Here is a 13646-nt window from a genome sequence, read left to right as displayed (position 1 = left end):
CCCCTCTCATCCACGTTCAACCGGAGGTAGTCGTGCTCGCTTCGTGGCGAGGCTGGGCCGGGGTCGCCGGCATGCTGGCGGTCGTGGTGCCGGCCGCTCTGGCCGTACCCCTTCCGGAGGCGCGGGCGTCAGGCGGCCCGGGCTGGCACAAGGCGCAGGACCAGCGTCCCGTGCCCGGCCACGAGAGCCGCGCGCGGGCCGCCGTCCCGGACCCCGGAGCCCGGTTCGACCTGAGGGGCGCCCCCGCGGTGACCTGGCCACGGCCCGGCGGGCTGCCGGTGTGGATCGGCCCGGCGGGCTCCCACGCCGGGACTCCGGACGCCGGGGAGAAGGCGGCCACGGCGGAGCAGGTCCCGCCCGTGTCGGTGCGGGTGCTCGACCCGCGGACGGCTGAGCGGTCGCACATCCTCGGCCTGGGCCTCCAGCTGATCCCGCAGGCGACCCAGGGAGCGACGACGCGTGCGACCCCGGGAGCGACGTCACAAAGGGCCGCGCGGGTCGCCGTCCAGGTCGACTACTCGGGCTTCCGGTACGCCTACGGCGGTGACTGGGCGTCCCGGCTACGCCTCGTACGCCTGCCGGACTGCGCGGCCACCACCCCCGATCAGCCCGCCTGCCAGGCGCGGACGCCGCTGCCGACGCGCAACGACGTCACGACCGGCCGGCTGACCGCCGACGTGGACCTCGCCGTCGCCGCGACGACGACGCTGGCGGCGGAGGCGGCGCCCTCGGGATCGGCGGGCACCTACGAGGCCACCTCGCTGTCCCCCTCGGCCACCTGGGCGGTGAGCAACCAGAGCGGGGCGTTCTCCTGGTCGTACCCGCTGCGGTTGCCGCCGGTCCCCGGCGGCCCGACGCCCAACGTCGGGTTCGCCTACTCCTCCGGCAGCGTGGACGGCCGCACGGTCGCCACCAACAACCAGGCCTCCTGGATAGGCGAGGGCTTCGACTACTGGCCGGGATTCGTCGAGCGCAGATACAAGGCGTGCGCCGACGACGGCGTCACACCCAAGCGCAACGACCAGTGCTGGGGCAACTCCAACGCGACGCTGTCGCTGAACGGGCAGGCCACCGAACTGGTGCTGGACGACGCGACCGGCACCTGGCAGCCGAAGGAGGACGACGGCGCGAAGATCGAGAAGCTCTCCGGCGCGGACAACGGCGACGACGACGGCGAGTACTGGCGGGTCACCAGCCCCGACGGCACGCAGTACTACTTCGGCCGCAACCACCTGCCCGGCTGGGCCGACGGCAAGGCGGAGACGAACTCCACCTGGACGGTGCCGGTCTTCGGCGACGACGACGGCGAGCCATGCCACAAGAGCGCCTTCTCCGACTCCTGGTGCCGGCAGGCCTGGCGGTGGAACCTCGACTACGTCGTCGACCCGCACGGCACGGTCAGCACCTTCTGGTACGGCAGGGAGACCAACTACTACCGCCGCGACGTCACCACGCTGACCGACGGCGTGCCCAACGGCACCCCGACCGCGTACGACCGGGGCGGCTATCTCAGGCGCGTCGACTACGGCCAGCGCTCGGACGCGATCTTCACCTCGTCCGCCCCGGCGCGGGTGGCCTTCGACGTCAAGGAGCGGTGCGTTCCGACGTCGGCCTTCGACTGCGCGGAGAGCAAGTTCACCAAGGACAACGCCAAGTACTGGCCCGACGTGCCGTACGACCAGAAGTGCGACTCCGGCGACAAGTGCCTCGACAGGTACGCCCCGACGTTCTGGACGCGCAAGCGGCTGGCCGCCGTCACCACCCAGGTCCTCTCCGGCGGCACGTACAAGGACGTCGACACCTGGACGCTGGACCAGCAGATGCGCGCCCCCGGCGACGGCACCGCGGCCACGCTCTGGCTGGCCGGGATCACCCACACCGGCAAGGTCGGCGGCACCGCCTCGCTGCCGGCGGTGAGGTTCGCGGGCGTGCAGAAGCCCAACCGCGTCGACGCCCTCGAAGGACGCCCGCCGCTGACCAGGTGGCGGATCTCGGCGATCGACAACGAGACCGGCGGCTCCCTGTCCGTCGCCTACTCCGGCGAGGACTGCACCGCCGGTGACAAGCCGGACATCGGGACCAACACCCGGCGCTGCTATCCGCAGTACTGGTCACCGGAGGGCGCGACCTCGCCCAAGCTGGACTGGTTCCACAAGTACGTCGTCACCCAGGTGCGGGAGATCGACCGTACGGGCGGCGCGCCGGACGAGGTGACGAGCTACGAGTACCCGGGCGGCGGCGCCTGGCACCACGATGACGACGACGGGCTGACCAAGGAGAAGTACAAGACCTGGTCGCAGTGGCGCGGCTACGGCAGGGTGCGGGTCACCCACGGCGAGGCGCCCGAGCGGCGTTCCCAGTCGGAGTACCTCTATTTCCGCGGCATGGACGGCGACGAGCTGCCCGGCGGGGGCACGCGGAACGTGAAGGTCACCGACTCCGCGGGCACCGCCGTGGACGACGCCGACGCGCTGCAGGGGCGGGTCCGGGAGGAGATCCACTACGACGGGCCGGGCGGCCCGGCGCTGAGCGGCACCGTCACCTCCTACTGGGTGAAGCAGACCGCCAAGCGGGTGCGCTCCTGGGGCACGACCAAGGCGACCATGGTGCGTGCGGACACCGAGCGCACCCGCACCGCGCTCGCCTCCGGCGGCTGGCGCTACACCAGGACCGAGACCGGCTACAACGCCGACGGTCTGCCCACCCAGGTCGACGACCTCGGCGACGAGTCGGCCGCGAGCGACGACCAGTGCGTCCGCACGGAGTACGCGCGGGACGCCTCCCGCTGGATGGTCTCCTACGTCTCGCGAGTGGAGACCGTCACCACGGCGTGCGACGCCACTCCGAAGCGGCCGGACGACGTGGCCTCCGACGTGCGCAAGTACTACGACGGCAAGGCGTTCGGCGCCGCGCCGACGAGGGGCGACGTCACCAGGACCGAGAAGCTCGGCTCCTGGAACGGCGGCCCGCGGTACGTCACCGTCGGTGCCACCACCTTCGACGCGTACGGCAGGCCGTCCGTGGTGACCGACGCCTCCGGCGGCAGGACGACCACGGCCTACACCCCGGCGACCGGCCTGGTCACCGGCACCACGGTGACCAACACGCTCGGGCACGTGAGCAGGACCGAGGTCGAGCCGGCCTGGGGGCTCCCCACCGCCACGATCGACGTCAACGGCAAGCGCACCGACCTGGCGTACGACCCGCTGGGCCGGCTGGCCGGCGTCTGGCTGCCGGGACGGGCCAGGTCGGCGTACGCCTCGACACCGACCATGAAGTTCGGCTACCTGGTCCGGGCGGACGGGCCGACCGCGGTGAGCACCTCGACGCTCCGCAACGACGGGGCGACCTACACCACCGGCTACGCCCTCTACGACGGCCTCCTGCGTCACCGGCAGACCCAGCAGCCCGCCCCCGGCGGCGGCCGCGCGGTGAACGACACGCTGTACGACACGCGCGGCCTGGTCTACAAGACCAACCAGGACTACTACGCCGAGGGAGCCCCCGGCACCACGCTCTGGACCCCCGGCAGCGACGACGACGTCCCCGGCCAGAACGTCACCCTCTACAACGGCATGGAGTGGCCCACCGCGCAGATCTTCCGCAAGCGCGGCACCGAGCAGTGGCGCACCACCACCACGTACGGCGGCGACCGCGTCAGTGTCGACCCACCGTCCGGCACCACCCCGACGACCAGCATCACCAACGCGCGCGGCGAGCTCGTCGAGTTCCGGGAGTACGGGAGCGACGGCCCTGCCGGGGACTACGACGCCACCACCTACACCTACACGGCCACCGGACAGCCCAAGACCATCAGGGACGCCGACGGCAACGCGTGGACCTACCACTACGACCTGCGCGGCCGCCTCACGCAGCTCGACGACCCCGACAAGGGCACCGCGAAGCTGACCTACGACGACGCGACCGACCGGCTGCTGACGGCCACCGACGCCCGTGGCAGGAGCCTCTTCTTCGCCTACGACGGGCTCGGCCGCAGGACCGCCGAGTACGAGGGCACCTCGGCGAGCGGCACCAAGCTCGCCGAATGGAGGTACGACACCCTGCTCGACGGCACCGTCGTCAAGGGCCAGCCCACCGGCTCCACCCGGTATGTCAGGAACGCCACGACCGGCGCCATGGACGCCTACACCACCGCGGTCACCGGCTTCGACGACGCCTACCGCACCCTCGGCACCGAGTCGGTCATCCCGGCCTCGGAGGGCGCGCTGGCCGGCACGTACAAGACCAGCACCGACTACAACCCCGACGGCACCGTCCACCGCACGGTGCTGCCCGCCGCCGGCGGGCTGCTCGCCGAGACGATGCTGTACGGCTACGACGAGCTCGGCCACCCCACCACGACGCGCGGCCTGACCAACTACGTCACCTCCACCACCTACTCCAAGCTCGGCCAGGTGCTCGACATGACCATGAGTACCGGCCTCAAGCGGGTCAAGGAGACCAACTTCTACGAGGAGGGGACGGGCCGGCTGACCCGGTCCCTCCTCGAACGGGAGACCTCCCCGATCTCGGTGGCGGACACCAACTACACGTACGACCCGTCGGGCAACATCACCAGGATCGCCGACACCCCGTCCGGTCAGACGCCCGACGTGCAGTGCTTCCGGCAGGACCATCTGCAGCGCCTGACCGAGGCCTGGACCGCCACCGACGGCTGCGCCTCGGGGCCCTCGGCCGCCGTGATCGGCGGAGCCGCGCCGTACTGGCAGTCCTTCGGCTACGACAAGGTCGGCAACCGTACCGAGGAGGTCGACCACCAGGCGAACGGCGACGTCACCAGGACCTACGCGTACGCGGGGGCCGGCAAGCCGCAGCCGCACACGCTGACCTCGGTCGCCTACCGGGGCGGCGACCGCGACGGGCAGATCGACAGCTACGCCTACGACGCCGCCGGCAACACCACCGAGCGCGGCCCGGGCCGGGCGCTGGAGTGGGACATCGAGGGTCATCTCGCCAAATCCACCGATCCGTCCGGCGTCAGCACCTTCGTCTACGACGCCGACGGCGACCGGCTGATCCGCCGCGATCCCACCTCGGCGACCCTCTACGTCGCGGACATGGAGATCCGGCTGGACAAGGCCACCGGCGCCAGGACCGCCACCCGCTACTACTTCCACGGCGGCCAGGTCGTCGCCGCCCGCACCACCGGCCAGGGCGTCACCTGGCTCGGCGCCGACAACCACGGCACCACCGACGTCTCGGTGACCGACGACGACACCCAGACGCCCGTCCGCCGCCGCTTCACCCCGTTCGGGCAGCAGCGCGGCACGCCGCCGTCGTCCTGGCCCGGGCAACGGGGCTTCGTCGGCGGCGTCATCGACGAGGCCACCTCCCTCACCCACCTCGGCGCCCGGGAGTACGACGCCGAGACCGGCCGCTTCATCTCCGTCGACCCGGTGTTCGACGCCTCGGACCCCCAGAGCTGGAACGGCTACGCCTACGCCGACAACGACCCGGTGAACGGGTCGGACCCGACGGGGCTGATGCTCGACGGCGGCGGCCAGTGCGGCGTCGTCAAAGAGAATCCGTGCAATCCGCCTTCCGGTGGAGGCGGTGGAGGCGGTGGCGGCGGTGGCGGTGGTGGTGGCGGTCACCCGACGTACAACCCGCCGCCTCCGCCGAGCGGTCCGCCGCACTGCGGGCGCTGGGACTTCGGCTGCAAGGCCAAGAACATCTGGCACGAGCACAAGGCCACCATCGTCAACGTCGCCGTCTCGGTGACCGTGACCCTCGGCTGCGAAGCCGCCACGATGGGCGCCGGCAGCGTCGGCTGCGCCGCGGCGGGCGGAGCCGCCGGCAACCTCGCCGGATATCTCGTCTCGACGCCGCGCGACCAGTGGAGCATGGGCGGCGCGTTCAAGTCCGCGGCGGCCGGGGCCATCGCCGGGGCGGCCGGCGGCGTGCTCGGCAAGGCCGCCTCGGCGGCGCTCGGCAAGCTGGCCACCACGGCGGCGGGCAAGGCCGTCACCGGGGCCGTCGGCAAGGCCGCGAGCAAGGCGAGATCGGCACTGGGCAAGGTGGGCGGAGCCGCCGGCGAGGCGGCCGAGGGCGCCGGTGCGAAGGCCGCGGGCAAGGCGGCCGGGAAGCCGCGGGCGGGCTCCGGGACGCGGACGTCCTGCCCCACCAGCTTCGTCGCCGGAACCAAGGTCCGGCTCGCGGACGGTACGTCCAAGGCGATCGAGAAGGTCAAGGCCGGTGACAAGGTCCTCGCCACCGATCCGGCCACCGGGAGGACGGAGGCGAAGCTCGTCGTCGCCGCCTACTCGGGCGCCGCCTATCTCAACCTGGTGCAGATCACCGTCGACACCGACGGCGGGAAGGGCCGCGGCACCGGTGTCATCCTCGCCACCGAACACCACCTGTTCTGGGACAGCCAGGACAAGGCGTGGGTCCGCGCCGACCACCTGACCCCGGCCGACCGTCTCCGCACCCCGTCCGGCGCCACCGTCCGGGTCGTCTCCACGGACATCGTCTCCGCTCACCCCACCGTCCACGACCTCACCGTCGCCGGCACCCACACCTTCTACGTCCAGGCCGGCCCCACCCCCGTCCTCGTCCACAATTGCGGAGGCGAGCTCGCGGGCCATCCGGAAGCGTGCAGGTGCAACAAGCGCCCCGCGTTCGTGACGGGGGCGGACGGCGTGACCGAGGCCGCGAACAACTACAGCGTCACCGAGCGGCTGGCGGCGCGGTCCACGCGGCTGTCGGAAGCGGTCCAGTCCGCGTACAAGGCTCAGGACACGTATTCGACGACGTTCGGCCACCTCGTGGCGCAAATGCCAGGACACTGGGCGGGCACCGCCTTCACGGTAGGGCGGGTCATAGCGGCGATAGGGGGCGGCGTTCGGGGTTTCATACGATCCGGCCGGGCGGAGGAATGACCGGGCGTCGGCGTCGGCCGGCTCGGCACCCGGGACGGCCCGCGCCCTCCACAGTCTGATCTTGCCCTGAGTCAGGGAGGTGCCTAGGATCTAGGCACCTTGCGACTCAGGGTGGAGGCGGCGTGGAATACCGGCTCCTCGGTTCCGTCCGGGTCCGCGACGCGGACGGCCGGGAGGTCCCGCTCGTCCGCCCCAAGCACCGTCAGGTCCTCGTCGCCCTGCTGGTGAACGCCAACAGGGCCGTCCCGGCCGGGCGCCTCGCGGAACATCTCTGGGACGGCGCCGCGCCCCGTTCGGCCCGGGGCAACCTCAAGACCTACGTCTCGGCGCTGCGCCGGTTGTTGTCGCCCGAGGACCCCGGAGCCGCGCCGATCGAGACCGTGGGAGACGGCTACCGCCTCGTCGTACGGCCCGGAGAGCTCGACCTCCTCACGTTCCGGGACCTCGCGCGGCAGGGCCGCGGCCTGCTGAAGGCAGGTGAGGTGCGGCAGGGGGAGGCCGCCCTCCGGCGGGCCTTCCTGCTGTGGCGGGACGACCCCTTTGAGGGCGTGCCGCTCACCCTCCTGCTCGAACAGATCGCCGCGGGGCTGAGCGAGGAGCGGCTCGGCGTCTTCGAGGACTGGGCCGGCGCGCGGCTCGATCTCGGCCTGCACGCGGAGGTCGTCGGCCCGCTCCGGCAGTGCGTACGCGACCACCCGCTGCGGGAACGCCCGTGGGGCCTGCTGATGCTGGCCCTCGTGCGTGACGGGCGGCGGGCGGACGCGCTCGCGGCCTTCCAGGAGCTGAGAACCCGGCTGGTCGAGGAGCTCGGGGTGGAGCCGGGCCACCCCGTGCAGCTGCTCCACCGGCGGATCCTCGCGGGGGACGCCGATCCCGCCCCTGTCGTCCCGGCACCGGATGTGGAGGCACGGGCGAGGCATCCGGCGGTGCCGAGGCAGCTTCCCTCCGGCACGCCCCACTTCGTGGGCAGGGAAGGGGAGCTGAACCGCCTGGAGAACTGGCTGAACCCGCCGGCAGGGTCGCCGCCGACGCCCGTGGTGGCGATCTGCGGCCCGCCCGGCGCGGGCAAGTCCGCGCTGGCGCTCCACGCGGCGCACCGGGCCGCGGCCCGCTTCCCCGACGGGCAGGTGTACGTCAACCTGCGCGGCGCGATGCCCGGAGTGCGCCGCCTCGACACGGGTGAGCTGATCGGCCGGCTCCTGCGCACGTTCGGCACGCCGGGGTCGGAGGTCCCGCCCGACGTCGACGAGGCCGCCTCGGCCCTGCGCACGCTCCTCCACGGCAGGCGGGTGCTGCTCCTCCTCGACGACGCCGCGTCGATCGCGCAGGCCGGCCCCCTTCTGCCGATGACGTCCGGCTCCACCGTCCTGCTCACGTCCCGCGAGAACCTGGCGCCGGCCGCTCCCGCCTCGCACGTCGACCTCGGCCGCATGCCGCGCGACGAGGCCGTCGCCATGCTCGTGCGGCGGTTCCGGTCCGGCGGCGTCGGCTTCTCCCAGAAGGCCGTCGAGCGGCTGGCCGATCTCTGTGACGGGTTCCCCCTCGCCCTGCACATCGCCGGCGCCCGGCTCGCCAGCCGCTCGGGCTGGTCGGCCGACATGCTCATCGAACGCCTGGAGGACGAGAGCGGCAGGCTGGACGAACTGCGCACGGGGGAGGTCGGCGTGCGCAGCAGCATCGCGGTCAGCCACACGGCCCTGGCCGGCAGCGGGCAGGACCTCGACCGCGAGGCCGCGCGGGCGTTCCGCCTGATCGGCCTGTTGCGCGTGCCCGACCTCGGCACGGAGGCGGTGACCGTGCTGCTCGAACGGCCGCCGCGGGCCGCCGCGCGGGTCATCGAGAGGCTGGTCGACGCGCGGCTGGTGGAGAGCCCGGTTCCGGGCCGCTACACGATGCACGACCTCATCAGGTTGTACGCGCAGGAGCGAGCGCTGGACACCGAACCACCGGACCGGCGGGAGGCCGCGCTCCGCCGTGTGCTCGGCTTCCTCCTCGCCACCACGAGCGCGGCCGTACGCGTGATCGACCCGCACCGCCTGCACGCCGCCGTGCCGGAGGTGCCGCAGACGCCCAAGCCGCTGCGCGACCGGGACGAGGCGACCCGCTGGCTGGAGCGGGAACGGCCCAACCTGCTGACGATCGTCGGCCAGGCCTGGGACGCGGACGCCGCGACGGCCCGTCTCGCCGTCGGCCTGGCCCTCAGCCTGCAGTGGCATCTCGCCGCGCAGGGATACCGGCACGAGATGCTCTGGCTCGGCACGAGGTCGCTGCAGACCGCGCGCCGGCTCGCGGACCAGGGGAGCGAGGCGCAGGCCCTGGCGATGGTGGCGATGGCGCACCGCCTGCTCAACCACGACGCGGACGAGCTGAAGTGCCTCGACGACCTGCTGGATCTCTGCCGGAAGCTCGCGGACCCCCTCGGAGAACTGCGGGCGCTCGGCAACCTCGCCAGCGCCTGCCTCCTCCAGGAGCGTCCGGAGGAGGCGTTGCGGTACGCCGAGCGGCAGCTGGCCATCAGCCGCCGGGTGGGGTCCCCGGTGGGCGAGCGCTACGCGCTGATGATGGTGGGCGACGCGCGGCTGGTGCTCGGATTCCCCGACGAGGCCGCCGCGACGCTGCGGCAGGCGCTGCGACGCGCCCGGGAGGCGGGTGACGCGATGCACGAGGCGATGACGCTCCGGCGCCTGGGTGAGGCGTACCTCGCGGCCGGGGACGCCGTCGCCGCCCGCGCGCATCTGCGGGACTCGCTGGCGAGTTTCGACGCCTGCGCGCAGGGGCCGCAGGAGCGTTCACAGGCCCTTGTCGCGCTGGCCCGGTCGTCCCGGATGCTCGGCGACCTCGACGGGGCGGCGAGGCACCTCGCGGAGGCGCTGCGGATCGCCAGGGAGAGCGGCGACCGGCACGACGAGAGACGCGCACTCGCCGAGAGGGCCGAAATACACGGCCATTACTGACCGTTTCGGGTCGTCCGAACTTTTTCGTCGGGAAAATCGTCAATCTCCCCAAAGGAAGGCCGTTCGAACGGGAGAAAAATGAATAGACACGTGAAGCGCCTCCTGGTCGTCGCGTTGGTCGGCGCCGGGCTCGTCACAGGGGTCCGCGCCGCCGCTCCGGCCCAGCACGCCGAGGCGAGCGTCCCGGCCAACCCCGGCCCGGCGGGCAGTTGCTGCTGACGCCGAGGCTGCCACGGCAGCCGTAGACCGTTCGATCTACGGCTGCCGTGAGTAATGGGGACGAGTTAGTCATTATTTGGAGCTATACGCACCGACCTGATCGATATAGCCTCCAGTCGAATGATCCAATGATCACTTCTGACAGGACTCCTCCCGCATGGCGACAGCACTTGTCGTACCGATTTATCTCGATGCCCTCTGCCTGCCCGAAGACCGCGACGTGACCGGTCCCGAAGCCGACTTCACCCTCCTTCCCCACGTGGGACCGGACGGCCGCGACCACAACGCCGGCCTTCCGTACCTCAGCGGGGCGATACTGTCCGCCCCGTTCGACGACCGGCCGTTCCGCCTCAAGGCCGGTGTCCACCTCCACTGGTCCCTGCCGGACGCGCTGACCCGCCTCACCCAGGACGAGAACGGTCGGACGCGGGTCATGGCCGTCCCGAACCGCTGGCTGGTGACCCGGACCCGGTCCGGGGCGATCGACGCTCAGTGGGTGGTCGAGAGCGATCACGTGTCCGACGACAACCTGAGCGGCACCGTCCACCCCCGCACCGACCCCCCGGCGCCCGGCATGCGGCCCTACCGCTACCTGGGCCGCCGGATCCGCCTGGACCAGTGGCCGGTGGGAGGCGGCGAGTACCTGCCGGAACTGACCGCGGTGGGCCACGGCGACCCGGTGTTCGCCGCCTTCTACCCGAACTGCCACAGCGTCTTCGGCTGCCACGACCCCGACTTCACCACGCCGCCGCAGGACGTCTCCTACGACGTCGTCGGCTGGTACGGAACCCTCGCCCAGGACCCCCTGGCGTACCCCTCGGCTCCCCTGGACGAGATTCTCGATCGCTTCGGTTGGAGCGTTCCATCCCATTCGGGGCCCATCGCCCGGACTGTCTGTTACGCGAAGCTGACCTTCGCTCCGGCCGGGCGCACAGCCAACCCTTTGCTCGTGGACGCCGCCACCGGCGTCTACGTCGGCCACAGCCCCACCGAGGCGCTCGCCGCCTCCCTCGGCCCCACGCTGGACGCCGGCGACCCCGACGGGATCGAGAACCTCCTGGAGGCCGTCGCCTTCGCCGGCGACCTGGAGTCGAGGGCCTGCGACCTGGAGGTCCGGCTGTCGGAGGCCCGGCACACCGCGACGTTCGACCCGATCCCGGGCGGTCTGCGCTGGACCGTACGCCGCCGCGACGACAACGACGGGGTCACCGCCGAGCAGAAGCAGGCCAGGGAGGCGATCACGCTCCCCGAGTCCGTCGCCGATCTCCTGGACGAGGTCAACCGGGCCCAGCGGGACTACGACGACGCCCGCGACGTCCTGGTCAGCCTGCGCGACCGGTTGTTCGCCGACTGGCACAAGTACCTGATCTGCGTCTACCCGGACGACGCCACCCGCGACGGCTACCCGGACCCGGACGAGGTCGCCTTCTTCCTGGACCGGCAGGTCACCTGGATCCAGGCGTACGACGCCGCCACCGGCGCCTTCCCGCCGACCGGCCAGGGCACCAGCCGGGCCCACGTGCTGGGCGGCGCGATCAAGAACCTGGTGACGGCGCTGGACGCCGTCAACACGGCCGCGGCCGCCGCGAAGACCGAGTTCGCGCTCGAACGGGTCCCGGCGCCGCCCTGGTGGCGGCCGAGGGAGCCGGTGGTGCTGTTCACCGGCCCGGCCGCGACCCCGACCGACCGGCACGGCGCCGACGGCACGCTGTCGTGCGCGGTCGCCGACGTGCCCGAACCGGCCTCGGCCGCGGCCCTCACGGGCGTACGCGCCGCCGTGGACGGCCGCTTCCCCGCGCAGGCGTGGCGGACCGACCCGTGGCACCCGGTGCTACTCCAGTGGGAGGCCGAATACTTCCCCGTGGCGGTCGGCGACAACCTCGCGGCCGACCAGCGGGACTACGCGCCGTACTTCGTCGTCAACGGCTACGACCTGCCGCCGGGCGAGGCCGACCTGGTGTCCTCGGCGATGCTGCTCGACAAGGGCGCGAACGTGTACGCGGGAACCACCGTGCTGTCGTCGGGGGCGCGGCCGGTGCTGTCGGAGCGGATCCTCACCTACCTGGCGGGCGCGATCCTCCCGGCGTACAACGCGGGCCACCCGCCGGTCACGCCGGACGACTTCGCCCGCGCCCCGGAGGCCGTCCTCGCCTGGTACGAGTCCGGCGACGACCGGCAGGCGCGGCTGCTCAGCCTCATCGCGGCCTACCGCCACCTGGTCGCGCGCGAGGACGGCAACCTGTCCCAGTCGCTGGGCGGCTTCAACGACGCGCTGGTGATGCGGCGGCTGGTGCGCCAGCTTCCGATCGCCGATCCGGTCAACTTCCCCGCCTACCAGGCGTTCGCGCGGCGGGTGGCCGACGCGGCCGGCGACGAGACGCGGTCGGCGCCCCAGCCGCTGACCGACTTCAACCCCATCCGGGCCGGGGCGATGCGGCTGCTGCGGCTCCGGCTGGTCGACAACTTCGGCCTGACGCACGACGTCGCCACCGACCCGACGGGCACCACCGAGCGGCTGCGGGTGCCCGGTCATCCCGCGTGGGTGGCGCTCCCGCCCCGGCTGGCCCAGCCCGCCCGGATGCGGTTCCACCTGCTGAACGCCACCCGCGACGACGAGGCGGGCGACCTGCCGGGCATGTCGCCGGTCTGCGGCTGGCTGGTGCCGTCCGATCTCGACGACACGCTGGCGGTGCACGCCGCCGACGGGACCGCGCTCGGCGCGCTGGGCGCGGTCGCCGACGGGAGCCGGGCCCGCTGGACCCCGGTCCCGGGGAGTACGGGCACAGGAAGCACGGGCACCGATCCCGGCGCCATCGCCGACCCGACCCTGCGGGCGATCGTGACGCGGCTGCGCGAGGCCGGGCCGGACGCGGTCGGGGACGTGCTGGCGTCGCTGTCGGACGCGCTGGCCTCGATCGACCCGGAGAACGACACCCCGGCGGGCGCGCTGCTGACCACCCGGCCGCTCGCGGTCGTACGGGCCGAGCTGGATCTCCAGATCAAGGGCCTGCCGGCCGTGCACCAGGACTGGAACGTGTTCCGGGAGGACATGCGGCGCTACGGGCGGGAGACCAACGCGGTCACCGACGTGCTGTTCCCGGTCCGGATCGGCCAGCCCGGCCGGTGGGGCGACGGCGTGGCCGGGCTGTGGCTCCTCGACGAGGAGGGCCGGCCCAGCGGCGACTTCCTGGCCCAGGCGACGCTGCATCAGTCGATCGACCTGCCGCCCGTCCGCATGGCGCTGCTGCTCGACCCGCGCGGGAGGGCGCACGCCGTCAGCGGCGTCCTGCCGGTCGCCTCGGCCGGCCTGGACGCCGCGCAGTACGCCGCCGCCCTGGGCGCGATGGAGCTCGACGTCTTCACCGCCCCCGTGCTGGGCGACGCCGGGCGGCTCGGCCTGCCGGTGCCCGACGTGCCCGGCCGCCGGTGGGCCTGGCGGGAGAAGCGGGGCGCCGCCTGGATCACCGCCGACCTGGACGCCTCCGCGCTGGACGCCCATTTCCCCGCCGACCTGACCGCGCGAGAGGGCTGGCTCACGCTCCGGCCCGACTCCTCCGGCACCACGACCTGA

4 protein-coding genes are annotated in these 13646 nt (G+C 72.8%); all 4 read left to right on the top strand.

Annotation, left to right across the window (positions count from 1 at the left end):
• The first annotated feature begins 32 nt into the window (after positions 1–32).
• The 4 genes from F5972_RS38740 (at position 33) to F5972_RS05920 (ending at position 13646) form a co-directional block, all read left to right on the top strand.
• Positions 33–6902, top strand: coding sequence for a polymorphic toxin-type HINT domain-containing protein (locus tag F5972_RS38740; RefSeq protein ID WP_150931862.1), 6870 nt, complete (start codon positions 33–35; stop codon positions 6900–6902).
• A 122-nt stretch (positions 6903–7024) separates the two neighbouring features.
• Entirely contained in the window at positions 7025–9856 is a 2832-nt protein-coding gene (locus tag F5972_RS05925; protein ID WP_150931860.1) for an AfsR/SARP family transcriptional regulator, read from the top strand.
• Positions 9857–9946: 90 nt separating this feature from the next.
• Entirely contained in the window at positions 9947–10075 is a 129-nt protein-coding gene (locus F5972_RS38735) for a hypothetical protein (protein WP_263641799.1), read from the top strand.
• A gap of 157 nt (positions 10076–10232) precedes the next feature.
• Entirely contained in the window at positions 10233–13646 is a 3414-nt protein-coding gene (locus tag F5972_RS05920; protein ID WP_150931858.1) for a hypothetical protein, read from the top strand.

The organism is Microbispora cellulosiformans (assembly GCF_008728085.1).
In the GTDB taxonomy this organism is placed as follows: Bacteria; Actinomycetota; Actinomycetes; order Streptosporangiales; family Streptosporangiaceae; genus Microbispora; species Microbispora amethystogenes.
The sequence above is the reverse complement of the archived record's forward strand: the minus strand, read 5'-3'. Positions and strand labels throughout refer to the sequence as shown.

What these genes read in the sequence shown, in the direction of transcription:
- F5972_RS05920 (WP_150931858.1), top strand. Translation starts at nt 10,233, where the DNA reads ATGGCGACAGCACTTGTCGTACCGATTTATCTCGATGCCCTCTGCCTG.